The organism is Nocardiopsis sp. TSRI0078, assembly GCF_001905145.1.
Lineage (GTDB): Bacteria > Actinomycetota > Actinomycetes > Streptosporangiales > Streptosporangiaceae > Nocardiopsis.
In genome coordinates, this window is sequence record NZ_LWLB01000033.1 from 369,213 (window position 1) to 393,326 (window position 24,114).

The 24,114-nt window shown below is 72.2% G+C and carries 22 protein-coding genes; 12 read left to right on the forward strand and 10 right to left on the reverse strand.

Annotated features, from left to right (window positions below):
• Positions 1-152: 152 nt before the first annotated feature.
• Positions 153-1,508 carry a histidine--tRNA ligase gene (hisS, locus tag A6A08_RS20805; protein ID WP_073704299.1) on the reverse strand — a complete coding sequence of 452 codons (1,356 nt, stop codon included), beginning with the start codon at positions 1,506-1,508 and terminating at the stop codon, positions 153-155.
• An 832-nt stretch (positions 1,509-2,340) separates the two neighbouring features.
• Here hisS and A6A08_RS20810 point away from each other — a divergent pair.
• The 3 genes from A6A08_RS20810 to A6A08_RS20820 all read left to right on the forward strand — a co-directional run bounded on the left by A6A08_RS20810 (position 2,341) and on the right by A6A08_RS20820 (position 5,831).
• Entirely contained in the window at positions 2,341-2,955 is a 615-nt protein-coding gene (locus A6A08_RS20810) for an ATP/GTP-binding protein (protein ID WP_073704300.1), read from the forward strand.
• 120 nt (positions 2,956-3,075) lie between these two features.
• On the forward strand, positions 3,076-5,382 hold the full coding sequence (gene secA2 / locus A6A08_RS20815; protein ID WP_073704301.1) for an accessory Sec system translocase SecA2: 2,307 nt from the start codon (positions 3,076-3,078) through the stop codon (positions 5,380-5,382).
• 179 nt (positions 5,383-5,561) lie between these two features.
• Positions 5,562-5,831, forward strand: coding sequence for a DUF6406 domain-containing protein (locus A6A08_RS20820; RefSeq protein ID WP_073704400.1), 270 nt, complete (start codon positions 5,562-5,564; stop codon positions 5,829-5,831).
• Between the two features lie 885 nt (positions 5,832-6,716).
• On the opposite strand, the gene A6A08_RS20825 is transcribed toward A6A08_RS20820, so the two are convergent.
• The 6 genes from A6A08_RS20825 to A6A08_RS20850 form a co-directional block, all read right to left on the reverse strand.
• Complete coding sequence (locus tag A6A08_RS20825; protein ID WP_073704302.1) at positions 6,717-7,064, reverse strand: hypothetical protein; 348 nt, start codon at positions 7,062-7,064, stop codon at positions 6,717-6,719.
• Positions 7,065-7,584: 520 nt separating this feature from the next.
• The gene (locus tag A6A08_RS20830; protein WP_073704303.1) at positions 7,585-8,508 is read right to left on the reverse strand and encodes a cytochrome d ubiquinol oxidase subunit II; all 924 of its coding nucleotides are present in this window, start codon (positions 8,506-8,508) and stop codon (positions 7,585-7,587) included.
• 18 nt (positions 8,509-8,526) lie between these two features.
• Positions 8,527-9,795, reverse strand: coding sequence for a cytochrome ubiquinol oxidase subunit I (locus A6A08_RS20835; RefSeq protein WP_073704304.1), 1,269 nt, complete (start codon positions 9,793-9,795; stop codon positions 8,527-8,529).
• Positions 9,796-9,975: 180 nt separating this feature from the next.
• Positions 9,976-10,644 (reverse strand): response regulator transcription factor, encoded by a 669-nt coding sequence (locus A6A08_RS20840; RefSeq protein WP_073704305.1) that lies wholly within the window; start codon positions 10,642-10,644, stop codon positions 9,976-9,978.
• A complete protein-coding gene (locus A6A08_RS20845) occupies positions 10,641-11,837 on the reverse strand; it encodes a sensor histidine kinase (RefSeq protein ID WP_073704306.1) in 1,197 nt (398 codons plus the stop codon). The genes A6A08_RS20840 and A6A08_RS20845 overlap by 4 nt, the downstream gene beginning before the upstream one ends.
• Positions 11,838-11,977: 140 nt before the next feature.
• The gene (locus tag A6A08_RS20850) at positions 11,978-12,838 is read right to left on the reverse strand and encodes a spermidine synthase (RefSeq protein ID WP_073704307.1); all 861 of its coding nucleotides are present in this window, start codon (positions 12,836-12,838) and stop codon (positions 11,978-11,980) included.
• Between the two features lie 163 nt (positions 12,839-13,001).
• Here A6A08_RS20850 and A6A08_RS20855 point away from each other — a divergent pair, with 163 nt between their 5' ends.
• Both A6A08_RS20855 and A6A08_RS28050 read left to right on the forward strand, forming a co-directional pair.
• A complete protein-coding gene (locus tag A6A08_RS20855; protein ID WP_073704308.1) occupies positions 13,002-14,738 on the forward strand; it encodes a proline--tRNA ligase in 1,737 nt (578 codons plus the stop codon).
• 77 nt (positions 14,739-14,815) lie between these two features.
• Complete coding sequence (locus A6A08_RS28050; protein WP_158069297.1) at positions 14,816-14,989, forward strand: hypothetical protein; 174 nt, start codon at positions 14,816-14,818, stop codon at positions 14,987-14,989.
• A gap of 16 nt (positions 14,990-15,005) precedes the next feature.
• On the opposite strand, the gene A6A08_RS20860 is transcribed toward A6A08_RS28050, so the two are convergent.
• Both A6A08_RS20860 and A6A08_RS20865 read right to left on the reverse strand, forming a co-directional pair.
• A complete protein-coding gene (locus tag A6A08_RS20860; RefSeq protein ID WP_073704309.1) occupies positions 15,006-15,458 on the reverse strand; it encodes a ferritin-like domain-containing protein in 453 nt (150 codons plus the stop codon).
• Between the two features lie 56 nt (positions 15,459-15,514).
• Positions 15,515-16,018 carry a ferritin-like domain-containing protein gene (locus A6A08_RS20865; protein WP_073704401.1) on the reverse strand — a complete coding sequence of 168 codons (504 nt, stop codon included), beginning with the start codon at positions 16,016-16,018 and terminating at the stop codon, positions 15,515-15,517.
• Positions 16,019-16,357: 339 nt separating this feature from the next.
• On the opposite strand from A6A08_RS20865, the gene rimP reads away from it, so the two are divergent.
• The 7 genes from rimP (at position 16,358) to truB (ending at position 23,129) form a co-directional block, all read left to right on the forward strand.
• Positions 16,358-16,840: a ribosome maturation factor RimP gene (rimP, locus tag A6A08_RS20870; protein ID WP_073704310.1), complete on the forward strand. Its 483-nt coding sequence runs from the start codon at positions 16,358-16,360 to the stop codon at positions 16,838-16,840.
• 24 nt (positions 16,841-16,864) lie between these two features.
• On the forward strand, positions 16,865-17,878 hold the full coding sequence (gene nusA, locus A6A08_RS20875; RefSeq protein ID WP_073704311.1) for a transcription termination factor NusA: 1,014 nt from the start codon (positions 16,865-16,867) through the stop codon (positions 17,876-17,878).
• Between the two features lie 13 nt (positions 17,879-17,891).
• Positions 17,892-18,215, forward strand: a complete 324-nt coding sequence (locus tag A6A08_RS20880) for a YlxR family protein (RefSeq protein ID WP_083609204.1) — start codon at positions 17,892-17,894, stop codon at positions 18,213-18,215.
• Between the two features lie 214 nt (positions 18,216-18,429).
• Positions 18,430-21,342, forward strand: coding sequence for a translation initiation factor IF-2 (gene infB / locus A6A08_RS20885; RefSeq protein WP_073704313.1), 2,913 nt, complete (start codon positions 18,430-18,432; stop codon positions 21,340-21,342).
• Between the two features lie 104 nt (positions 21,343-21,446).
• A complete protein-coding gene (locus tag A6A08_RS20890) occupies positions 21,447-21,743 on the forward strand; it encodes a DUF503 domain-containing protein (RefSeq protein WP_073704314.1) in 297 nt (98 codons plus the stop codon).
• A gap of 2 nt (positions 21,744-21,745) precedes the next feature.
• Positions 21,746-22,186, forward strand: a complete 441-nt coding sequence (gene rbfA / locus A6A08_RS20895) for a 30S ribosome-binding factor RbfA (RefSeq protein ID WP_073704315.1) — start codon at positions 21,746-21,748, stop codon at positions 22,184-22,186.
• Between the two features lie 55 nt (positions 22,187-22,241).
• Positions 22,242-23,129 carry a tRNA pseudouridine(55) synthase TruB gene (gene truB / locus A6A08_RS20900; protein WP_073704316.1) on the forward strand — a complete coding sequence of 296 codons (888 nt, stop codon included), beginning with the start codon at positions 22,242-22,244 and terminating at the stop codon, positions 23,127-23,129.
• A gap of 18 nt (positions 23,130-23,147) precedes the next feature.
• On the opposite strand, the gene A6A08_RS20905 is transcribed toward truB, so the two are convergent.
• Complete coding sequence (locus tag A6A08_RS20905; RefSeq protein ID WP_073704317.1) at positions 23,148-23,996, reverse strand: alpha/beta fold hydrolase; 849 nt, start codon at positions 23,994-23,996, stop codon at positions 23,148-23,150.
• Between the last annotated feature and the right edge of the window lie 118 nt (positions 23,997-24,114).

Here is a 24,114-nt window from a genome sequence, read left to right on the forward strand (position 1 = left end):
GGCACGCGGGGAACGCCGTCCCCAGTGTCGCACCCGCGGGTCGGACCTGTCCCCACGATGGCCGGTTCCGGCACGAGCGGGCCGAAACCGCCCATCACGGCCGGGAAGGTGGTAGGGCGTGTCCCGCGTGCGCCGGACACGCCCCGGGGCGGCTACTCCGCGGCGCCCGTGCCCGCGTCCGGGCCCGTCTCCGCGGCGGGGGTCCAGGTGCCGGGGTCGGCCGGGCCCTGCTCGCCGGAGCCCATGTCCTTGACCTCGTGGTCGCCGCCGTCGTCGAAGGGCGGGAACCACACGAAGGGGATGCCCTTCTTGGCGGCGTACTGGATCTGCTTGCCGACCTTGGCGGTGGAGTGGAACACCTCGGTGTTGAACCCGCGGCCGCGCAGCAGCTCGCCGGTGCGCAGGGCCTCGCGGCGGCGCTCGGCGCCGGGGACCACGACCATCACGTCGGTGGGGCAGGACCGCCCCTCCCGGACCCGGCCCTCCGCGACGAGCTTGGCGAAGATGCGGGTGAGGCCGATGGAGATGCCCACGCCCGGCAGCCTCCTGCGGATGAACTGCCCGGCCAGGTCCTCGTACCGGCCGCCCGCGCAGATGCTCCCGTAGCCGGGGTCGTCGTCGAAGGAGGCCTCGTAGACCGTGCCGGTGTAGTAGTCCAGGCCGCGGGCGATGGACAGGTCGGCGACAACGCTGTCCCCGGGCAGGTCGGCCAGGTCGTCCATGACGAAGGTGAGCTCCTCCAGACCCTCGTCGAGCAGCTCGGAGGAGACCCCCAGGGCGCGGACCCGCTCGGCGACCTCGGCCCCGGTGCCCCGGACCCGGGCCAGCGCCAGGCACGCGTCGGCCTGCTCGTCGGCCAGGCCCCCGTCCAGCAGGATCCGGCGCACGCCGTCGTCACCGATCTTGTGGAGCTTGTCCACGGCGCGGATGACCGCGACCGGGTCCTTGACGCCCAGGCCCTCGTAGAAGCCCTGGAGGACCTTGCGGTTGTTGACGTTGAGCGTCCAGGCGGGGATGTCCAGGCCGCTGAGCACCCGGTGCACGATGCGCGGCAGTTCGGCGTCGAAGTGCAGCGGCACGGAGTCGACGTTGATGACGTCGATGTCGCACTGGGTGAACTCGCGGAAGCGCCCCTCCTGGGGGCGCTCGCCCCGCCACACGCGCTGCATCTGGTAGCGCTTGAACGGGAAGGTCAGCTCGTTGAAGTGCTGGGCGACGTACCGGGCGAAGGGCACGGTCAGGTCGAAGTGCAGCCCGAGCCTGGCGTCGGAGTCGTCCTTGGCATCGGCCTGGAGGCGGTGCAGGGTGTAGACCTCCTGGGAGGTCTCGCCCTTGGCCATCAGCACGTCCAGGTTCTCCACGGACGGGGTCTCCACCGAGGCGAAGCCGAAGGACTCGAACCCGGCGCGGATATGGTCCAGCCAGCGCTGCTCCACGGCCCGGACCTGAGGGGTCCACTCGGGGAAACCGCTGATGGGAGTGGGGCGGACGACGCGCTGATCGGACATGTGGGGTTCTCGGCTCACAGTTTCGTCTCGGACTTGCTTGCCCCGGCCGCGCCCTCGCGCACGTACGCGCGCGGGTGTGCTGGAACGGACGGGGAGGGCCAGCCCATACTACGGCCAACGCGGGCGGCGGGTCGCGGATACGCCGCTCCGCCCTCCGGGTTCGCCGGGCGCGGGGCCGGCCCGCGGAAGGGAGGGCCCGGCGGGGGAGCGCGCGGTGCGGGGGAGCGGCGGGGAAGGCCGCCACCGGCCCACGTGGACGGTTGTGGGCCGGTGGGGCGCCGGAGCGCCGACCGGGGGGTGTGGACCGGCCGACGCCGAAGAGCGAGGCGTCGGCGGGTGGTCGTCCACCCGGGACGCCGCCGGGGCTCCCGCGCATGGTCGCGTCCTCGTGCCAGGAGTCTTTTCCGCGACCGCACTTGCCGGTGCGGGGGCCTGCCTCCACCGTAGACTCCGGGGACCGCGCCAGACAGGGATCGGCGCGGCCGAAAGCGGCCGAAAACGGCCGCTCACAATGTCGTAAAGTCGCCTCTTCGGGGTACAAACGTGTGCTTATCTGGTTACGGTCAGTCCCCGGCGAGGGGCCCGCCGCCACGGGCGGCCACCGCCACCCGCGCCCCCGGGCTGTCCGCGCTCCACGGCTCCCCGCCCCACGAAAGCTGTGTTCCGTTACACCAAAGAGCCGAAACGCCGTTCCTGACGGCCGTCCGGTGTTAGGTTCCAGGAGCGGTGCCTCTCGCGGCGGTACCCAACCCGGCGAGTCCCGTACCCCTCAGGACCGGGTCGTGCGAGCCCCGCGGCTCCCACCGGCCCGGCACTCCCTCTAGGACTAACTGTGATCGATCCAGCAAACAGCACGAACCATGTCCACGCATCCAACGAGCTGTCCACCAAGATCATCGTCGCCGGGGGCTTCGGGGTCGGGAAGACCACGTTCGTCGGCGCCGTCTCGGAGATCCCGCCCGTGCGCACCGAGGCCGCCGTCACCGCCGCCAGCGTCGGCGTCGACGACCTCTCCCACACGCCGGACAAGACGAGCACCACGGTCGCGATGGACTTCGGCCGCATCTCGCTGGACACCGACCTGACCCTGTTCCTGTTCGGGACCCCCGGCCAGCAGCGATTCTGGTTCATGTGGGACGACCTGGTGCGCGGTGCGCTGGGCGCGGTGATCCTGGCCGACACCCGCCGCCTGGAGGACACCTTCCAGGCGCTGGACTACTTCGAGCGCCAGTACCGGCTGCCCTTCGTCGTGGCCGTCAACGAGTTCGACCCCGAGGCGCTCTACAGCCCCGACGAGTTGCGCGAGGCCCTGGACCTGCCCCCGGAGGTGCCCGTCGTCTACTGCGACGCCCGCGACCGCAACTCCGTCGTCCGGGTCCTGGTGACGCTGGTCAAGCACGCCATGGTCCTGGAGGCCCGCCAGAGCCACCACCGCCAGCTCGCCTGAGCCGCGGGTGCCCCCATCGACGCCGGGGAGAGGCCGAGGCCGAGATATCCGGCATATGCGGGCACCCGCGGTGCTCCAAACATGTGTGTCCGGCGTTACTCTGTGGTGGTGTTCGGACGAATGGCGGAAAGCGTCCGCCGCTTCCTGGGTAAGCCCGGCGCGGTGGATCTACGGCCCTATACCAAGCTCCTGTCGGCGATCGAGGCCGAGGAGGATGGTCTGCGTGAGCTCGGCGACGCCGAGCTGACGGACAAGGCCATCGAACTCGGCAACGCCGAACTCCCCTACGGTCGTGACGACCTCGTGCTGCTGTGCGCCGTCGGCCGCGAGGCCGCCCGGCGCACCCTGGGCGAGCGACCATTCGACGTTCAGCTCCTCGGTGTCATGGCCCTGCTCGACGGCCACGTCGCCGAGATGGCCACGGGCGAGGGCAAGACCCTCTCGGGCGCCCTGGCCGCCGCCGGGTTCGCCCTGCGCGGCCAGCGCGTGCACCTGCTGAGCGTCAACGACTACCTGGCCAAGCGCGACGCCGAGTGGATGCGCCCCCTCTACGACATGCTCGGCGTCACCGTGGGCTGGATCAACGAGGACTCCACGCCGCGGGAGCGCCGCGCCGCCTACTCCTGCGACGTCACCTACGCGGCCGTCAGCGAGCTGGGCTTCGACGTCCTGCGCGACCGCATGGTCACCGACATCGACGACCGGGTCGTGCCGCCGCCCAACGTGGCGATCGTCGACGAGGCCGACTCGGTGCTCGTCGACGAGGCCCGCGTCCCGCTGGTGCTGGCCGGCGCCGCCGAGAGCGTGGCCGCCGACGTGGAGATGGCCGACGTCGTCCGCACGCTCAAGCCGCGCCTGCACTACGAGGTCGACGGGGAGGGACGCAACGTCCAGCTCACCGACGCCGGGATCGACGCCGTGGAGAAGGCGCTGGGCGGGGTGGACCTGTACTCCGAGGACGACACCTCCGTCCTGCCGCAGGTCAACCTGGCCCTGCACGCCCACGTCCTGCTCCAGCGCGACGTCCACTACGTGGTGCGCGACGGCGAGGTCCGGCTCATCAACGAGTCGCGCGGCCGCATCGCCCTGCTCCAGCGCTGGCCGGACGGCCTGCAGGCCGCGGTCGAGGCCAAGGAGAAGGTGGCGCTCAGCGAGACCGGCGAGGTGCTGGACTCCATCACCGTGCAGTCGCTCGTCCTGCGCTACCCCACGCGCGGCGGTATGACCGGTACCGCGATGGCCGTCGCCGAACAGCTCCGCGAGTTCTACGAGCTGGAGGTCGCGGTCATCCCCTCCAACAAGCCGAACATCCGGGAGGACCACGGCACGCGCCTGTACGCCACGCGCGAGGAGAAGGAGGACGCCCTCGTCGCCAAGGTGGAGGAGGTCCACAAGACCGGGCGGCCGATCCTCATCGGTACCCAGGACGTGGCCGAGTCCGAGCTGCTGGCCGGGCGCCTGCGCGAGGCCGGGCTGGAGTGCGTGGTCCTCAATGCCAAGAACGACGCCGACGAGGCCTCGATCATCGCCGAGGCGGGCACCTACGGCGCCGTCACCGTCTCCACGCAGATGGCCGGCCGCGGTACCGACATCCGCCTGGGCGGCAGCGACATGGCCGACCGCGACCGGGTGGTGGAGGCCGGCGGCCTGTACGTGATGGGCTTCGGCCGCTACCCCAGCAGCCGCCTGGACGGGCAGCTGCGCGGCCGCGCCGGGCGCCAGGGCGACCCGGGCGACTCCATCTTCTTCGTCAGCATGGACGACGACCTGGTGGTCAACCACGCCTCGGAGACCACGGGGTACCAGACCACCGCCGAGGGCGAGATCACCGACGAGGGCTGGCTGAACATGGTGGACCACGCGCAGCGGGTCGCCGAGGGGCAGCTGCTGGAGGTGCACCGCAACACCTGGCGGTACAACCAGCTGATCGACGTGCAGCGCGACGTGGTCCTGGAGCACCGTGAGATGGTCCTGACCGGCGACCAGGGCGACCGGCAGGTCAGGGCCGACCGCAAGGAGCGGCACGCGGAGCTGGTGGAGGAGCTGGACGAGGAGAAGGTCGCCCAGGCGGCGCGCCTGATCACCCTGTACCACCTGGACCGGGGCTGGACCGACCACAACGCCTTCCTGTCGGAGCTGCGGGAGGGCATCCACCTGCGCTTCCTGGGCCGCCGCGACCCGCTGGACGAGTTCAACCGCGAGGCGGTGCCGGTCTTCAAGGGCTTCCTGGACCAGGCGCGCGCCCGCGCCGCGGAGAGCTTCGAGGAGCTGGAGGTGGAGGACGGCGAACTCGACGTCGGCTCGGTGGGCGTCAAGCGCCCGTCGATGACGTGGACCTACATGGTGCACGACCACCCGTTCAGCTCGGCGTTCGAGACCCTGGTGGGCAGGCTCAAGGGCGGACGGGGCTCCTCCTCGGGGGGCTGATAATTCGACTATTCGCCGATGCGCGGGTCAGGACCAAAGTCCCGGCCCGCGCATTACTTTTGTCAGCTACTCTGGCCAAAACACCGGACAGGCCTGAAAACGGCGTCCTCAATTGCTCTGTCCGGGTTAGCATGGCGGGGCTTTCAATGGAATCCGAGACGGTTGGGACTGAATCCACTGTGGTCCACGAGGTCGGCGCGCAGGAGAAGATCAGTTACGGGCGGAACGACCGCTTCGCGGGAGGTCCGGTCGGCGGGGGCAGCTTCTGGACCGATGACGACGGCCAGCCCGTCGCCAAGATCGGCGGGCCCCGGGAGTGGCGCCCCACGCCCATGATCGACGTCCGTGTGGGTGACGTGTTCAGCGTCGGGGGACAGGCGTGGAGGGTGACCGATATCGTCGACGCGGACAGCCCCTCCGCATATCTGCTGGCCACGCGGATAAGCTGACTCCGCGCCCGGGGTGGACACCCCGGGCCTTCGTCTTTCTTGTTCGGCCGGGAATCGCAACCACGTGCAACCTTCCCCCGGGTTGGCGCTTTCGGTTCCCGGTTTTACTGTTGCCGCCTCCTTCGGGGGAAGGGCGCGTTCCCGTGTGGTTTCCGGGGCTTTTGTGGCCTCTGTGGGCACGGGGGTTTGGGGGGCGGGAGGCGGAAGAGGGGGCGCTTCCGTGCAGGTCAGGGAAGAGGGCGAGGCACCAACCAGGAGGAATCGAGACGTTCCGGTTATCTGATGGAGGGTGTTCGTGTTACCGGCGCCTCGTTAACGTCTGTTGGGCAGGGCGCGCCCCGGCCGGGAGGTTCCCCCACTCCCAGCGGATCTCGGGCCGCTGCGCCCTGTCGCCCCCAAGGTTGGTCCCAGGGGCTGTCCCCCGCCCCTGGGCCTGACCGCCCCCGCGGCGGCGGGGAGGAGTTCCCCCGGCTCCGACCGCGCCGTCGCCGGGCGGGGCCGTGCCGACGCACACGGCCCCCGCATCGCCGCCTCCGCACGGGCCCCGTGGCGGAATCGGGTTCCCCGCCGACGGCGCACTCAGGCCAGATCGGGTAGATCCTGTTCCATCACCTCGACCGCTCCTGGCTGTCTTGGTTCACCTCGTATGCGGATGCAGTTGCGACTCTTGCGGTAGAACGCGTTCCAGTATTAACCTCTGGGTATGCCTGACCCGGTGAGGGCACCCGTGCGGTTCGTCCGCGGGGTGTCAGCGGGCGGCAGGCGAGAACCGTCGCCCGTCGAAGTCGGATCGCGCCCCGACTTCGGCGGGCGACGTCCGTTGCGGGCGGTCGGAGCCGCGGCGGGCCCCGGCGGCACGGCGTGCCCCCGGGCCGCGCAAGGCTCCTAGGGGATGAGGCGGCGGATCCGGGCGAAGGTGGGGCAGGGCCAGGTCAGGAGGCATCCCCGGCAGCGGCACTCGCCGTGCTCTCCCGCGTCGGGGGCGTGCAGGTGCAGCAGGTCCACGCACACGTCGGCCAGGGAGGACACCTCCTCGCGGGCGTTGGCGTAGAAGGCGACGTCGTTGATGCGGGCCAGAGCGCTGGGGGACCTCGCGGCCGGGATCCCGACCGTGTCCGGTTCCCAGGGGGCCGCCCGCGTCGAGCGCTCCCGGATGCACAGTACGCACTGGAGCAGCCTCGCGTGTTCGAAGAGGGGACCCCTTCCCGACGCTGGTCTGGTGAACGGCGGCATCGCTGATCTCCCCCAACGGGTGGATACGCAGCTTCACTGTGATCACACAGCGTATACCTATCGTCGCCCGATGTCGCGACATGCCGGTGCGGGGGAGCGGGGCCGGTACGGGGTGCGGTGACGGGGACGGGCCGCCCGGGAGGGGCGGCCCGCGGAAGGGGACGGGGTTCTCCGGTTCCCAGCGGACCTGGGAACCCGGTGCTCTAGCTGCAGGAGCCGCCGCAGCTGCAGGAGCCGCCGCTCTGGCAGCCGCAGCCGCAGCCAGATCCGCAGCTGCATCCGCTCAGGTCGGGGGTCGTGGTCAGGGGGTGAGTCACAGTCCCTCCTCAGGGGCTCGACGACGCCCGTGCGCGATCACGCCGTGGCCTCCCCCGGTGGGAGGGGCGTCACGGGCGTGTTTCCCGGACGGGAGCGTGCCCGCTCTCCCGATCCTCCAACCCGGCGGGGGTGCCCCGGCAGGCGCCACGGAGCCGCCGTGGAACGGCCGTACCCGCGCGACCTGGGGGTTCACCTCCTCCGGTCAGGCGAAGAAGGTCGGGGCGCCCGCCGGGCGGCGTGTCATTCGGTAGAGCCAAACCTGCCCGACGAACATGACCGGAACCACGGGAACCAGGGACGCCCACACGAACACCTCGACCGTGGAGGGGATCTCGGTGGAGGGCAGCCGGGCCGCCAGCGCCACCAGCAGGCCCGGGACCGCGATCGCCGCCGCCGACGTGTGCCGGGACAGCATCGGGCCCGCCAGACCGCTGGTGGCCGCCAGGGCGACCAGCAGCGCCGCGGTCAGGGCGGCCGCGACGGGGAGCGCGGACAGCGCGGGACCGCCGGGCAGCGGTGCCGACGCCGCCGCCAGCGCCACCGTCCCCAGAGCGGTCCTGGCGAACACGCGGGTGTCGCGTGCGGCGACGTCCGCGCACTCGGAGTCCGCCGGGCCGACCAGCCGCTCGGCGCCGAAGGCCGCGCCGCGCAGCGCGAACAGCGCCATGACGGCGACCGCGCACAGCACGGTGAACGGGCTCGCGGTGAGCCCGTCCGTGAGCAGGCCCGCCACCGTCAGCCCCCACGCGGAGGCGAGGCTCCAACTGCCCGCGACGACCGCGCCGTCGCAGGCCAGCCGCCACCGGTCGCCGTCCACACGGGCGCGCAGCCACAGTCCGGCGTCGCGCACCAGCCATCCGGCCAGCAGGACGGCGAGCACCGGCCACAGCCCGGTGACCACGTGGTGCTCCAGGACGGGGAACAGGCCCGCCAGGACGCCGACGGCGCCGACCAGCCACACCTCCGAGGCGAGGAAGTAGGGGGCGATCGCGGCGACCACGCGGCGGCGCTGCTCCGTGCCGCGCGCCACGTGCGGCATCAGCATGCCGAGGCCCACGTCGGCGCCCGCGAGGACGAGGTAGCCCACGAGGAGCAGGGCGAGGAGTGCGGGGGAGAGGGGGTCCATGGCAGCGGCCTTCCTGGCTCAGAACGTGTGGACGGGGGCGGCGGGCTCCTGGGGGGCCTCGGGGTGCTCTGTGCGGCGCTCGGCCAGCGGACCGCCCTCGGGGCCGCGCCGCGCGTAGCGCACCAGGAGCCAGTAGGTGACCGCGGCCAGGACCGCGAAGGCCACGGTGAAGAACCCGAAGGAGAGCACGGCCGTGCCCGGGGACATGGGTGTCACCGCGTCGGCGGTGGTCAGGTGGTGCACCACCACCCAGGGCTGGCGGTTGGTCTCCCGGAACACCCAGCCGGCGACGATCCCGGCGTAGGGCAGGACCGGTGCGGCGACCAGCGGGGCGAGCAGCCACCTCCGCCGCCGTACCCCCTGGACCCGGCGGCTGACCAGCCAGCCCAGCAGCATCGTCGGGCCGATGAGGAACATCACCGCGTACACCGTGAACATGAGGATCTCGCCGGTCGAGTTGGCGGCCCGCACGAGTCCTCCCTCCGAGGCCGCCTCGACCGCCTCGATCTCCGCGGCGGTGTAGGTGAGGCCGCTGGTGGGCGGATCCTCCCCGAAGTAGCCGAACTGCATTCCGCCGAAGACGGCCACCAGTTCGGACGTGAGCGCCATCGTGATCGCCGTGTACCGGACACCCCGTCCGAAGACGCCGTGCGGGTCGCCGCGGCGGATCAGGTGGTAGGCGCTGACCGCACCCACCACCAGGGCGCCGACCACCAGCGAGCTGGTGACGATGTGCCCGAACGCCATCACGGCCGCCGGATTGGTCATCAGCGCGACGGGATCGGTCATGTGCGCCACGCCGTCGACCATCTCGAAGCCCACGGGGTTGCGCAGGAAGCCGTTGGAGACCAGTACCCACCACGCCGACGCGTACGCCGTCGCGGTGACGACGGCGAAGCAGGCCAGGTGCGCCCACCGGCCCATGCGGTCCCAACCGAAGATCCACAGCCCCAGGAACGTGGACTCGACGAAGAACGCCGTCATCGTCTCCAGGGCCAGGGGCGCGGCGAAGGTGTAGCCGAACATCTCGTGCAGACCGCTCCAGTTGAGCGCGAGCTGGAGCTCCATCACCAGGCCGGACAGGACCCCCATGCCGTAGTTGACCAGGTACAGGCCGCCCCAGAACCGCACGGCGGTCATCCGGGAGCGGTCGCCGCGCAGGGTGGCGACCAGCTGGGTGGTGAGGATGTACGGGGCGAGCCCGAGGGTCAGTGCCACGAACGTGTAGTGCGTGGCCGCGGTCAGCGCGAACTGCAGCCGTGCCAGGAGAAGGGGGTCTTCGAACATCGTCGGGCCTCGCGTTCGGCGGTGGGAACGCGTCCAAGCATCCGGCGGGGGCGGGGACGGGCGCATCGTCCCGGCGGGGACTCCTCACGGCCGCCTCCGGGGGTAGGAGCGCGGGAGGAGGTACACCGGTGGGTGTACGGGTGATCCCCGAGGCGGCCCCGGGGTTGCCTGGGGCCGGCCCTACCGGCTCCACCGGGGCGTGACGAGGGCGGTCTCGTAGGCGATGACGACCAGTTGGGCGCGGTCGCGCACGCCCAGCTTCACCATGGCCCGGCTGACGTGGGTCTTGGCGGTGGCCGGGCTGACCACCAGGCGGGCGGCGATCTCCTCGTTGGACAGGCCGCCGCCGACCAGGGCGACCACCTCGCGCTCGCGCTCGGTGAGCCCGTTCAGCCGCACGGAGGGGTCGGGTGCGCTCGGCGGGCGGCGTGCGTAGTCGGCGATCAGCCGCCGGGTGATCCCGGGGGAGAGCAGGGCCTCGCCGCCGTGCACCACCCGTACCGCCTGCAGCAGGTCACGGGGCTCGGTGTCCTTGACCAGGAACCCGCTGACCCCCGAGCGCAGCGCCTCGAAGATGTACTCGTCCAGGTCGAAGGTGGTGAGGACGACGATCCGCGTCGACTCCAGGCCGGAGTCGGAGAGGATGCGCTCGGCGGCGGCCAGGCCGTCCACGCCGGGCATGCGGATGTCCATCAGGACCACGTCGGGGCGCTCGGCGCGCGCCAGCCGGACGGCCTCCTCGCCGTCGGCGGCCTCGGCGACCACCTCGATGTCGGGGGCGCTGTCCAGCAGCGCGCGAAACCCCGCGCGCACCAGGGCCTGGTCGTCTGCGAGCAGTACCCGGATCAACGGGCCCTCGTTTCCTCGTCGTGGGGGACGGACTCCGGCCCGGCGCCGTTGAGGGGGAACCGGGCACGCACCCGGAATCCTCCCCCCTGCAGGGGCCCGGCGTCCACCGTGCCGCCCACGAGCGCGGCGCGCTCGCGCATCCCGGTGATGCCGTTGCCCGGCACCGGGGGCCCGACGGTCCCATGGCCGTCGTCGTCGACCTCCACGACCAGGAGGGACGGGTGGTGCTCGATCCGGACCTTCGCCGCAGAGGCCCCGGAGTGGCGGACCACGTTGGTGAGCGACTCCTGGACCGCGCGGTAGGCGGCGGACTCGGTGCCCACGGGCAGGTGCCCGGGGACTCCCGCGGCCTCGACGGTCACGTGGACCCCCGCGCCGCGTGTGCCCTCGGCCAGCTCCTCCACGCGGTCCAGGCCGGGGACGGGCGACCTGGGCGCGGCCTCGTCCACCGCGCGCAGCACGCCGAGTATGCCGCGCAGCTCGGTGAGGGTGTCCTTGCTGGTCTGCTTGATGGTGGCCAGCGCCTCGGCGGCCCGTTCCGGCTCGGTCTCCATGAGGTACAGGGCGGTCCCGGCCTGCACGTTGATGAGGGAGATGTTGTGCGCGACCGTGTCGTGCACGTCCCGGGCCAGCCGGACCCGCTCCTCGGAGGCCCGGCGCAGCAGCTCCTCCTCCCGCGTGCGGGTGCTCTCGGCCTCGCGCTCGCGGTCGGCCCGCATGTACTCGTGCCGCCAGCGCACGACCTCGCCCGCGCACAGCAGGACGATGACCCAGGCGATGAGGCCGACCGCCTCGGGGCGGAAGGATCCGACCAGGGCGATCTCGTAGGCGTTGACGATGAGGAACTGGCTGATGCCCAGCACCCATCCGAACTTCCGGTAGCCCCACCGGACCAGGGTGTAGAGCATGACGGCGGCGCACAGCATGACCAGGCCGTCGGGGAAGCCCAGGGGGTAGTACGAGGTCGAGGCGAGGACCGAGACCAGCCCGGTGACGCACGGCCAGGCGGACCGCCACAGGACCGGCAGGCAGGCGGCCAGGACGAGTGCGTATCCCCACGGCCACGGGTCACGGTTGACCGTCGGCACCGGGTCGACCAGCTCGATCACGAAGGTGCTGCCCAGGGACAGGAACAGCAGGACCAGGGTGATCCAGGCGTCGGCGCGTGTGGGACGCGGAGGTAGTGCTGCCACACCATCGACAGTACGGGGAGCCCCTCCGGGGCGCGCGTCACCCGAGGGGAGGGTTTTCCGGCGGCGGCGTACTCCCCGTGGAGTACGGGGACGGGAGCCAGGGGGCGGGGAGCAGAGGAGGACGAACGCCCTCCTCCGGGCTAGAAGACGCCGTCCGGCGGGGCGGGGGAGTCGACGGCGTCGGCGTCGTGGACGGGCGCGCGGCCCGAGACGAAGCGGTCCAGGTCCTCGCCCTCCAGCAGGCGGGCCATCTCCGGGTCCCGGTGGGCCCGGCGGCCCAGCTCGTCCAGGGGGAGGGGCCGGTGGGAGGCGGTCAGGACGAGGTTGCCGAACCGGCGCCCGCGCAGCACACCGGGAGGGGCGGACAGCGCCGTGTGCGGCAGCGCCGTCCGCGCGGTCGCCACCTGGCTCCGGGCGTGGACCAGGCTCCCGCCGTCGCCGATGTTGACCACCAGCATCCCGGTGGGCCGCAGGACACGCGCCAGCTCGGCGTAGAACTCCGCCGACGTCAGCCGGGCCGGGGTGCGCGCGCCGGCGAACACGTCGCTGACCACCAGGTCCGCGCTGTCGGCGTGCCGGGCGGTGATCCACTCCCGGGCGTCGCCGATGCCCACGCGCAGCTGCGCCCTGCGGTCCCAGGGCAGGCGCCGGCGCACCATGTCGACCAGGGGCGCGTCCACGTCCACCGCGCGCTGGCGGGACCCGGGTCGGGTGTGCGCCACGTAGCGGGCCAGGGTGAGCGCGCCCGCGCCCAGGTGCAGGGCCTCGACGGGCTCTCCGGGGGGAGCCACGAGGTCGGCGGCGTGCGCGATCCGGCGCATGTAGGAGAAGTCCAGGTAGGAGGGGTCGGACAGGTCCACATGGGACTGGGGTGTGCCCTCCACGACCAGGAACCACGAGTCCGGCCGGTCGGCGTCGGCGAGCAGCTCCATGCCCGGCTCCACGCCGGACTCCTCCCGCTCGTGCCCACGCTCCTGCTCCCGTGCGCGGCGTCTGCCCACTTCCGCCTCCCGTTCCTCGGCTCCAGGTTATGCTCAGCGCCCGCGCGGGCGCTCCCGCACTAGCGCTAGCCTGGGATCCCGACTCCTTCTGGACCTCTCCAGATGTGTTCGGGCCTTCCAAGTTTTCCTGCGTATCCCACGAGGAGTGGCCGTGCTACTGCGGATGTCGACCCTGTTCCTGCGCACCCTGCGTGAGGACCCGGCGGACGCCGAGGTGCCGAGCCACAAGCTGCTCGTCCGCGCCGGGTTCGTGCGCCGCGCGGCCCCCGGCATCTACTCCTGGCTGCCCCTGGGCAGGATCGTCCTGGAGAACGTCTCGCGGGTCGTGCGCGAGGAGATGGACGCCATCGGCGCCCAGGAGGTCCTCCTCCCCGCCCTGCTCCCCAAGGAGTACTACGAGGCCACCGGCCGCTGGGAGGAGTACGGCGACACCCTGTTCCGCCTCAAGGACCGCAAGGGCGCCGACTACCTGCTCGGCCCCACCCACGAGGAGCTGTTCACGCTCCTGGTCAAGGGCGAGTACTCCTCCTACAAGGACTTCCCGGTCATCCTGTACCAGATCCAGGAGAAGTTCCGCGACGAGGCCCGTCCCCGGGCCGGCGTGCTGCGCGGCCGCGAGTTCCACATGAAGGACTCCTACTCCTTCGACATCGACGACGAGGGCCTGCAGACCTCCTACGACAAGCACCGCGACGCCTACATCCGGATCTTCGACCGGCTGGGCCTGGAGTACGTGGTCGTGTCGGCCACCTCGGGCGCGATGGGCGGCTCGGCCTCCGAGGAGTTCCTGGCCGTCGCGCCGAACGGTGAGGACACCTTCGTGCGCAGCACGGAGTCCGACTACGCCGCCAACGTCGAGGCCGTGTCCGTCCCGGCCCCCGACGCGCTGCCCGTCGAGGGGCTGCCCGAGGCCGTGGTGCACCACACCCCGGACACCGCCACCATCCAGACCCTGGTGGACTTCCTCAACAACGCCGGCCTGGGCCGCGACTTCAGCGAGGCCGACACCCTCAAGAACGTCCTGGTCAAGACCCGCGCCCCCGGCTCCGAGGAGTGGGAGCTGCTGGCCATCGGCCTGCCCGGCGACCGCGAGGTGGACTTCAAGCGCCTGGAGGCCGCGCTGGAACCCGCGGAGGTCGCGCTCCTGGAGGAGTCCGACTTCGCCGCCAACCCGTTCCTGGCCAAGGGCTACATCGGCCCCCGCGCGCTGTTGGACAACAAGGTCCGCTACCTGGTCGACCCGCGGGTGGTCACCGGTACCGCCTGGGTGACCGGCGCGGACAAGGCCGACCACCACGTCATCGACCTGGTCGCGGGCCGCGACTTCACCCCGGACGGCACCATCGACGTCGCCGAGGTGCGCGACGGCGACCCCTCCCCCGACGGCAGGGGCACGCTGTACACCGCGCGCGGCATCGAGATCGGCCACATCTTCCAGCTGGGGCGCAAGTACACCGACGCCTTCCAGGTGGACGCTCTGGGATCGGACGGCAAGCCGAAGCGGATCACCATGGGCTCCTACGGGATCGGCGTCTCGCGCGCCGTCGCCTCGATCGTCGAGCAGTCCCACGACGACAAGGGCATCGTCTGGCCGCGCGAGATCGCGCCCGCCGACGTGCACGTGGTCGGTACCGGCAAGGGCGAACAGGTCGAGGAGGCGCTGCGCATCGCACGGGAGCTGGAGGCCAGGGGCCTGCGCGTGCTGGTGGACGACCGCAAGGGGGTCTCGCCCGGCGTGAAGTTCACCGACGCCGAGCTGCTGGGCATCCCGACCGGCGTCATCGTCGGCCGCGGCCTCAAGGACGGCGTGGTCGAGCTGCGCGACCGCGCCACCGGCGACCGCGAGGAGGTCGCCCTGGCCGAGATCGTGGAGCGCGCCGTCGCCGCCTGCCGCGGCTGAGGCGCCCGCCCCGCCCTCGGGCCGCGTCCCCACCGGGACGCGGCCCGAGGGCCGGGGGTGGCGCCTAGGGTGCCGCCATGACCGTTTCCGACCATGAGCGCCACTGCACCGGGATCATGGCGCAGACCGAACTGCTCCTGCTCGTGTACCGCCGGCGCCCCGTCCGCGGCGGGGGCGTCGGGGTCCTCGGCGACGAGCGGCTGCTGGACTTCTGGCCGGACCGTCGGCTTCGGACGAGGCGGGCCGTGTGAGCGGCCTCCCGACCCCCTATCCGGCCTCGTCGAAACCGGGCAGGGCGTCCAGCACCCCGCCCCACTCCAGGGCGCGCACGGTCGCCTCCTGCAGGGCCCTGGCCCCGGTCACCCGGAGATCGGTGTCCCGCGAGGCCGTCAGCCACAGGTAGGCGCGTACCGTCGTCTCCTCCAGGCCCACGGCGTAGGAGTCGACGGCCTTGCCGCCGTGTCCCTGTGAGACCGGGTAGGACGCCAGGGCGGGCGGCGGGTCGAGGCCCCGCTCCACGGCGGCCGCGTGCAGCGCGTCGCGCAGCGCCTTGTGCTGGTAGGCGTTGTCCTTCGCGCGCTCGCGGCGGTCCTCGTCCTCGGCCGCCCCGCCGACGTACTCGTACCCGTACACGGCCGCGTGTTCGGCGCGCAGCGCCTCGGCCAGCGCGTCCGGACCGGCGTCCGGGGCCTGTCCGGGGGACGCGGATTCCTCGCTCACCTGCCACCTGCCTCTTCCGTCTCGGGGTGCTCGCCCCGTCCGTCGCTCCCGCTCCGCTAGGCCTCGGCCAGCAGGTGCGCGTGCCCGGCCTCGCAGGCACCGATCGCGCTGATCAGCTGGGACAGCCCGGGGTCGGTGACGGCACCCGCCTGGTCCAGCCGGGCGCTCGTGGCGGCCGCCTCCAGCACGCCGAGCCCGGCGGCGCCCGGGGCCGTGTCCGGCGCGGGGTCCTCCTCGGGGGCCGACGGGGAGGCGTCCGCCTCCGCCGGGGGTGTGGGGGAGGAGCTCTCGGGCAGGGCCTCCAGCAGCGCGTCCAGATGGGACAGGTGGTGCTCCAGGAACCGCTCCAGGAGCTCCTGGGGCCCCGCCCCCTCGGCGACCGCGGCCTCGTAGCGCGCGACCATCCGCTCCTTCTCACGGACCACGGAGCGCAGCACGTACTCGTCCGGGGTCACGTCCGAGGGGTACCACTCGGTGCGGCCGCACCCGGCCAGGATCCCGGTACCCACCGCGGCCGTCGCGCCCAGCACCGTGCGACGGCTGACGCAGCCGATCCCCACGCGCTCTCCCTCCGTGCCTCCCGGACCGCCCTTGGCGGTGGACGGTCCCATCTTTCCACGCCCCGCGCGGGGCGCGGTCCGCCGCCGCACAGGCCCTTCCCGCGTTCGGGAGGCCGCACGGCGACGCGCCCCCGGCACTGACGGCGACCTGGAAGGGGTCCGGGTGTGGATACCCTTGCAGCACAACCGCCGTCGTACGCGACGCGCGGGCGGTCCGCGTCCCCGTCCAAGGGGAGGCGGACCGGTTTCAGACGAAGACTACGTACAGAGCTGGACCGCCCCGTACACCGGCCCGACGGCCGAGCGGGCGGGATTTCGCCGTTGGAGGGGCCACACCACATGGGAGCGCAGTCGCGCGAGGAGCGCATCGCCGAGCTGCTGGAGCCGGTACTGGCCGAGGTCGGGCTGGACCTGGAGGCCGTCGAACTGACACCGGCGGGCAAACGGCGCGTTCTGCGCGTGGTCGTGGACTCCGACAACGGGGTCGACCTGGACACGGTCGGCGAGGTCAGCCAGGAGGTCAACACCGCCCTGGACTCCTCCGACGTCATGGGCCAGCAGCCCTACGTCCTGGAGGTCACCTCACCCGGGGTGGACCGTCCGCTGACGCAGCCGAGGCACTGGCGCCGCTCCCGCGGCCGCCTGGTGCAGGCCTCCCTCGCCGAGGGCGGGCAGGTCACCGGCCGCGTCACCGACGCCGACGACGAGGGGGTCACCCTGGACGTCGAGGGCCGGCCCCGCACCTTCGCCCACGCCGAACTCGGCAAGGGCAGGGTCCAGGTGGAATTCCGTCGCGAAGCCGACACCGACGCGGCGGACTAGAGGGGGAGCCCCGTGGATATTGACATGAGCGTCCTGCGCAGCCTCGAACGAGAGAAGGACATCTCGGTCGAGCTGGTGGCCAAGGCCATCGAGGACGCGCTGCTGATCGCCTACCACCGCGAGGAGGGGCCCGAGAAGCGGGCGCGCGTCGAGCTCAACCGCTCCAGCGGCCACGTGACCGTGTGGGTGTCCGACACCAACGAGGACGGAGAGGTCGTCGGCGAGTTCGACGGCACCCCCACCGGGTTCGGCCGCATCGCGACCTCCACCGCCAAGCAGGTCATCCTCCAGCGCCTGCGCGACGCCGAGGACGAGCTGACCCTCGGCGAGTTCGCCGGCCGCGAGCACGACATCGTCTCCGGCATCATCCAGCAGGGCAAGGACCCCCGCAACGTGCTGGTGGACCTCGGCAGGATCGAGGCCGTCCTGCCCCCGCAGGAGCAGGTGCCCACCGAGACCTACACCCACGGCGAGCGCCTGCGCGCCTACGTCGTGCAGGTCCGCAAGGGCCACCGCGGCCCCTCGGTCACCCTCTCCCGCACACACCCCAACCTGGTGCGCAAGCTCTTCGAGCTGGAGGTGCCCGAGATCGCCGACGGCACCGTCGACATCGCGGCGATCGCCCGCGAGGCCGGGCACCGCACCAAGATGGCCGTGCGCTCCAACCGGGGCGGCGTCAACGCCAAGGGCGCCTGCATCGGCCCGCTGGGCAGCCGTGTCCGCAACGTCATGGCCGAACTCCACGGAGAGAAGATCGACATCGTCGACCACTCCGAGGACCCGGCCGAGTTCGTGGCCAACGCCCTGTCCCCCGCACGGGTCAACTCCGTGGAAATCCTTGACATGGCCGCCCGGGTCGCACGCGTGGTCGTGCCCGACTACCAGCAGTCCCTGGCGATCGGCAAGGAGGGCCAGAACGCCCGCCTGGCCGCGCGTCTGACCGGTTGGCGTATCGACATCCGCTCCGACGCCGACCCCAGCGAGAGCATCCGCGACCAGGGTGCGACCGAGGGCGACGACGCCACCGCGACCGGTTGATCGGACCGCGGGGATGCCTCGACGCGATAGAGTGGCCCAAGACGGTCCTGACCGTCCCGTGCGTACGTGCGTGGGGTGCCGGTCGCGGGCAGTCCAGTCCGACCTCGTGAGGCTGGTGGCTGTGGGCTCGGCCATCACGCCCGACACCCGGGGTCGACGTCCGGGGCGCGGCGCCTACCTGCACCGCGACCGGCGATGCTTCGAGCTCGCCGAGCGCCGCAGGGTGTGGTCCCGCGCGTACCGGAGGGGAGCGGGTGACGCCGGATGGGACACCTCGTCCGTGGCGGCCCTGCTCGACGCCGCCCCGTGTGGCGGATCGGGTCAGCGCTCCCGATAGGGTTGGAATGTCTGGGCCGATCTCCGGTGTTGTACTGACCGAGGTCGGCGTACCAGTGCTGTGTCGGCACCTAAGAACCGGCCCATTGTTGTGTAGCGATGAGGAAGCAGGTCGAGATTGCGATGAGCGCCTGATGAGTACGCAGCGATGAGTAACTCAAGCTAACGACGGTCCGGCACGAGCCCATGTCCCGGACCGAAGCTGAAGGAGAGTAGTGGCGAAGGTCCGGGTGTACGAACTCGCCAAGGAGTTCGGTGTGGAGAGCAAGGCCGTCCTGGCCAAGCTCAACGAGATGGGCGAATTCGTTCGTTCGGCGTCCTCGACGATAGAGGCCCCCGTCGTGCGACGCCTGCAAGAAGCTTTCAACAACGGTTCCGACGGTGGACGCAACAAGGGTTCGGCTCCCAAGCCCGGCCCGCGTGCCGCCGCGGACAGCGGCGCCGCCCCGAAGCCGGGTCCGGCGCCTAAGCCGGGTCCCAAGCCGGGGCCGGCCCCCAGGCCGTCCGCCCAGGGTGACAAGCCCGCGGCGCAGGGCGACAAGCCGACCGCGCAGGGCGAGTCCGCCCCGCGTCCCGGTGCGCCCAAGCCCGGTCCCAAGGGCCCCCGCGGCGACGCGGGTTCCCGTCCCGGCGGCGCGCCCAAGCCCGGTGCTCCGGCGGGCCGCCCCGAGGGTGGCCGTCCTGAGGGCGGCCGTCCCGAGCGCCCGCAGCGCGGCGACCGTCCCCAGCGCGGTGACCGCGCCGAGCGCGGCGGTCCCCGTCCGGGCCCGCGTCCGACCGGCCCGCGTCCGGGCAACAACCCGTTCGCGTCCAACGCCTCCGGCATGGGCTCCAAGCCCGCTCCGCGTCCGGGCGGCGGCGCCCCGCGTCCGGGCCCGCGTCCCGGTCCGCAGGGCGGCGGCGACCAGCGCGCCCCGCGTCCCGGCGGTGCCGGCGCTCCGCGTCCGGGCGGTGCCGCGGGCGGTCCGCGTCCGGGCCCCCGTCCCGGCGGTCCGCGCCCCAGCCCGATGAACATGCCCTCGTCCCGTCCGACCCCGCCCGCGGGCGCCGGTCGCGGCGGTGGCGGCGGCCGTCCCGGCGGCGGTGGCCGCGGTCGCGGGGGAGCCCCCGCGGGTGCCGGTCCGCGTCCCGGTGGCGGCGGTGGCCGTCCGGGCGGCTTCGGCGGTCGTCCCGGTGGCGGCGGCCGCGGCCGCGGCGGCGGTACGGCCGGTGCGTTCGGTCGCCCCGGCGGCCGTCCCGGGCGTGCCCGCAAGTCCAAGAAGCAGCGGCGCCAGGAGTTCCACGACCTCCAGGCACCGTCCTTCGGCGGCGTCAAGATCCCGAGCGGCAACAACCAGACCATCCGCCTGTCCCGCGGCGCCTCGCTGTCGGACTTCGGTGACAAGATCGACGTCAACCCGGCGTCGCTGGTCCAGGTCATGATGCACCTGGGCGAGATGGTCACCGCGACCCAGTCCCTTCCGGACGAGACCCTCCAGCTGCTCGGCGAGGAGCTGAAGTACCGGGTCGAGGTCGTCAGCCCGGAGGACGAGGACCGCGAGCTGCTGGAGTCCTTCTCCATCGAGTTCGGTGAGAACGAGGGCACCGACGAGGACCTGCGTCCGCGTCCCCCGGTGGTCACCGTCATGGGTCACGTCGACCACGGTAAGACCCGACTGCTGGACACCATCCGCAAGACCAACGTCGTCAGCGGCGAGGCCGGCGGTATCACCCAGCACATCGGTGCCTACCAGGTCGCGACCGAGGTGGACGGCGAGGAGCGCAAGCTCACCTTCATCGACACCCCCGGTCACGAGGCGTTCACCGCCATGCGTGCCCGTGGTGCGAAGGTCACCGACATCGCGGTGCTGGTCGTGGCGGCCGACGACGGCGTCAAGCCGCAGACGGCCGAGGCCATCGACCACGCCAAGGCGGCCGAGGTCCCGATCGTGGTCGCGGTCAACAAGATCGACGTCGAGGGCGCCGACCCGCAGCGGGTCCGCGCGCAGATGACCGAGTACGGCCTGGTGGCCGAGGAGTACGGCGGCGACGTCCAGTTCGTGGACATCTCCGCGCTCCAGGGCACCAACATCGACGCCCTGCTGGAGTCGGTCGTACTGACCTCCGACGCGGCGCTCGACCTCCAGGCCAACCCGGAGATGGACGCGCAGGGCCTGGCGATCGAGGCCTACCTGGACCGCGGTCGCGGTTCCATGGCCACGGTGCTGGTCCAGCGGGGCACGCTCAACGTCGGCGACTCGATCGTCTGCGGCGACGCCTTCGGCCGCGTTCGCGCCATGCTCGACGAGCACGGCCAGAACGTGCAGAGCGCCGAGCCGTCCCGTCCGGTGCAGGTGCTGGGTCTGACCAACGTTCCCAGCGCCGGTGACAGCTTCCTGGTCGTCAAGGACGACCGGGTGGCGCGGCAGATCGCCCAGCAGCGTGAGGCGCGTGAGCGCTTCGCCCAGCAGGCGCGTTCGGCCCGCCGTGTCACCCTCGACAACTGGCAGAACGCCCTGAAGGAGGGCGAGCGCTCCGAGCTGCTCCTCCTCATCAAGGGCGACATGTCCGGTTCCGTCGAGGCGCTGGAGGAGTCCCTGCTCAAGATCGACGCCGGTGGCGACGAGGTGAGCATCCGGGTCATCGGGCGCGGTGTCGGTGCGATCACGCAGAACGACATCAACCTGGCGGCCTCCGCGGACGCGATCATCGTCGGCTTCAACGTTCGGCCCGAGGGCAAGAACAGCGAGCTGGCCGACCGCATGGGCGTGGACATCCGGTACTACTCGGTGATCTACCAGGCCATCGACGAGGTCGAGGCCGCGGTCAAGGGTCTCCTCAAGCCGGTCTACGAGGAGGTCCAGCTCGGCAGCGCCGAGATCCGCGAGGTCTTCAAGGTGCCCAAGATCGGCAACATCGCCGGTTCGATCGTCCGCAGCGGCCTCATCCGCCGCAACGCCAAGGCGCGGCTCATCCGCGAGGGCGTCGTCATCTCCGAGAACCTCAACGTGGACTCCCTGCGCCGGTTCAAGGACGATGCGACCGAGGTCCGCGAGGGCTTCGAGTGCGGTATCGGTGTCGGCTACAACGACCTGCGTATCGGTGACGTCATCGAGACCTACGAGATGCAGGAGAAGCCCCGCGACTGATTCTCGCGGAGCATGATCCGACGGGGCCCCGGCCGTGTGGCCGGGGCCCCGCGTTTGAAGCCGGACACGGCTTCCCCACAACTCCACACACCACAGGTGATCACTTGTACGTTGGGGCGCTGACCCTGGACGTCCTTCTCGGTGACGTCCACTCGCTCAAACAGAAGCGTTCGCTGGTGCGGCCGGTCGTCGCCGAGCTGCGCCGCAAGTTCTCGGTCTCGGTCTCCGAGGTGGGGGACCAGGACCTGTACCGCCGGGCCAAGATCGGCGTCGCGGTGGTCGCGTCGACGGCGGCACACGCCCGGGACCTGATGGACACCTGCGAGCGCTTCGTCGCGGGCCGTCCCGAACTGGAGCTGCTCTCCGCCAGGCAGCGGCTCTTCAACGAAGAGGAAGACTGACGATGGTTGACGCCGCACGCGCGCGGAAGATCGCCGACCGCATCCAGCGCATCGTCGCCGAGATGCTGGACCGGCGGATCAAGGACCCGCGCCTGGGATTCGTCACCGTGACCGACGCGCGCATCACCGCCGACCTGCGGGACGCGACGGTGTACTACACGGTGTTCGGCAGCCCCGAGGAGAAGGAGGCCTCCGCCGCCGCCCTGGAGAGCGCCAAGGGCGTGATCCGCACGGAGGTGGGGCGCCAGACCGGTATCCGCCACACGCCGAGCCTGACCTTCGTCGTCGACGAGGTGCAGGAGAACGCCCAGCACATCGAGGAACTGCTGCTCAAGGCGCGCCAGTCCGACGCGGAGCTGGCCGCGCGTGCCAGCGGAGCCGAGCCCGCGGGCGAGGCCGATCCCTACCGGGCCCCGCGCGAGTACGAGGACGAGGACGAGTAAGACCCCCGGCGGCGGCGCGGTCCGCGCCGCCGCCCCACCCCTTTCGAGGAGTCCCATGGCCGAGAGCGGCGTCGTGGTCGTCGACAAGCCCGCCGACTGGACCTCGCACGACGTGGTCGCCAAGACGCGCGGGCTGGCGCGCACCCGCAGGGTGGGCCACGCGGGCACCCTGGACCCGATGGCCACCGGTGTCCTGGTGCTGGGGATCGAGAAGGGCACCAAGCTCCTCGGTCACCTGACCCTGACCGAGAAGGTCTACGAGGCCACCATCCGGCTGGGCCTGACCACCAACACCGACGACGCCGAGGGCGAGCCGGGTGTCCGGGTGGACGCCTCCGGTGTCCCCGCCGAGGCCGTCCGTGCGGCGGCCGGGAAGCTCACGGGCCGGATCCAGCAGGTTCCGCCCCAGGTCAGCGCGATCAAGGTGGACGGCAAGCGCGCCTACAAGTCGGCGCGCGAGGGCAAGGAGGTCGTCCTCAAGGCCCGCGAGGTCACCGTCTCGGAGTTCGCCGTCACGGACGTGCGCCGGGTGTCCGGGGCCGACGGGGAGTTCGTGGACGTGGACGCCTCCGTCACCTGCTCCAGCGGCACCTACATCCGCTCGCTGGCCCGCGACATGGGCGCCGGCCTGGGCGTGGGCGGCCATCTGACCGCGCTGCGGCGCACCAGGGTGGGTCCCTACGACCTGTCCCGGGCCCGGACGCTGGACGAGTTGGCCGTGGAGTTCACACAGGTCCCGCTGGCCGAGGCGGTCGCCGCCGCCTTCCCCGCGCGTGCGCTCACCGAGCAGGAGGCACGCCGTATCCAGCACGGCAACAGGATCGATCCCGACGGGTCGGGGAGCGGGCCGGTCGGCCTGTTCGCCCCGGACGGCCGTGTGATCGCCCTGGGGGAGAACCGCCGGGACCACATGAAACCCGTGGTGGTCTTCGAGCCCGCCTGAGCCCCGCGCCAGGGCCGGTCAGGGGGAGGCCAGGAACTCCCCGAGCGCGGCGGTCAGCTCACCGGGGCGCTCGACGGACGGCAGGTGGCCGGTGTCGGGCATCTCCAACAGCCGCGCGCCGGGCACGCCCTTGGCGTACAGGTCCGCGACCTCCTGTACCTGCGCGACCTCCGCGAGCCCCTTGACCACCAGCGTCGGGACGGCGATCTCGCCGAGGCGCTCCCTGGTGGGCCGCTCGGGAGGGCGGACGGTGTGGACCGGGCCGGACCATCGGCGTGCGAACAGCTCCCGCAGCATCAACAGCGTCAGGTCCCACGCCTCGGTCGGCATGTCCTCGGGCAGGCGTCCGGGGCCCAGCACCATGAACCGGGCCTGGGCCTCGGCCATCGCCGCCACGTCGCCGGGGTCCGGGTCGGCGCGGCCCGCGCGGTAGACCTCCAGCCGCTCGTGGGGGACGGCGCCCAGCACCATCTTCCGCGCCTCCCGGGTGAAGGCCTCCGGCCACTCGTGCCCCGACATGCCCGGGCACACCAGGGCCAGCGCCTCCACACGCTCGGGGGCGGCCAGCGCGGCGTCCGCGCAGTAGGCGCCTCCGAGGGAGGCGCCGACCAGGGCCGCCCGGCCGATGCCCAGCGCGTCCATGAGGGCGAGCAGGTCCTCGTGGTGGGCGGCGGGCCCCTCCTGGTCGGCGGAGCCGCCGTGGCCGCGCCAGTCGTAGCGGACCACGCGGTGGGTCCTCGCGAACGCGGTGAACTGGTGGTCCCACATGCGCCGGTCGCCCAGGCCGGCGTGCACGAACACGATCGCGGGGCCGGAGCCGGCCTCGTCGTAGGCCAGACGGGTCGTACCCGTGTCGATCATCGCCATCCGGGCACGGTAACCGCCGCCCGCGCGTGTGCCAACCCGGATCCGCGCAGGGCGGAGCGGGTACGTGTGCCGGACGCCATCGAAGATCCCGGAGGCGTTGGCGCGAATCCTGTACATC

What these genes read in the sequence shown, in the direction of transcription:
- A6A08_RS20825 (WP_073704302.1), bottom strand. Translation starts at nt 7,064, where the DNA reads ATGCCGCCGTTCACCAGACCAGCGTCGGGAAGGGGTCCCCTCTTCGAA.
- truB (WP_073704316.1), top strand. Translation starts at nt 22,242, where the DNA reads ATGGCCGAGAGCGGCGTCGTGGTCGTCGACAAGCCCGCCGACTGGACC.
- rimP (WP_073704310.1), top strand. Translation starts at nt 16,358, where the DNA reads ATGGGAGCGCAGTCGCGCGAGGAGCGCATCGCCGAGCTGCTGGAGCCG.
- A6A08_RS20880 (WP_083609204.1), top strand. Translation starts at nt 17,892, where the DNA reads ATGCCTCGACGCGATAGAGTGGCCCAAGACGGTCCTGACCGTCCCGTG.
- A6A08_RS20855 (WP_073704308.1), top strand. Translation starts at nt 13,002, where the DNA reads ATGTCGACCCTGTTCCTGCGCACCCTGCGTGAGGACCCGGCGGACGCC.
- A6A08_RS20830 (WP_073704303.1), bottom strand. Translation starts at nt 8,508, where the DNA reads ATGGACCCCCTCTCCCCCGCACTCCTCGCCCTGCTCCTCGTGGGCTAC.
- nusA (WP_073704311.1), top strand. Translation starts at nt 16,865, where the DNA reads ATGAGCGTCCTGCGCAGCCTCGAACGAGAGAAGGACATCTCGGTCGAG.
- A6A08_RS20835 (WP_073704304.1), bottom strand. Translation starts at nt 9,795, where the DNA reads ATGTTCGAAGACCCCCTTCTCCTGGCACGGCTGCAGTTCGCGCTGACC.
- A6A08_RS28050 (WP_158069297.1), top strand. Translation starts at nt 14,816, where the DNA reads ATGACCGTTTCCGACCATGAGCGCCACTGCACCGGGATCATGGCGCAG.
- hisS (WP_073704299.1), bottom strand. Translation starts at nt 1,508, where the DNA reads ATGTCCGATCAGCGCGTCGTCCGCCCCACTCCCATCAGCGGTTTCCCC.
- secA2 (WP_073704301.1), top strand. Translation starts at nt 3,076, where the DNA reads ATGGCGGAAAGCGTCCGCCGCTTCCTGGGTAAGCCCGGCGCGGTGGAT.
- rbfA (WP_073704315.1), top strand. Translation starts at nt 21,746, where the DNA reads ATGGTTGACGCCGCACGCGCGCGGAAGATCGCCGACCGCATCCAGCGC.
- A6A08_RS20905 (WP_073704317.1), bottom strand. Translation starts at nt 23,996, where the DNA reads ATGGCGATGATCGACACGGGTACGACCCGTCTGGCCTACGACGAGGCC.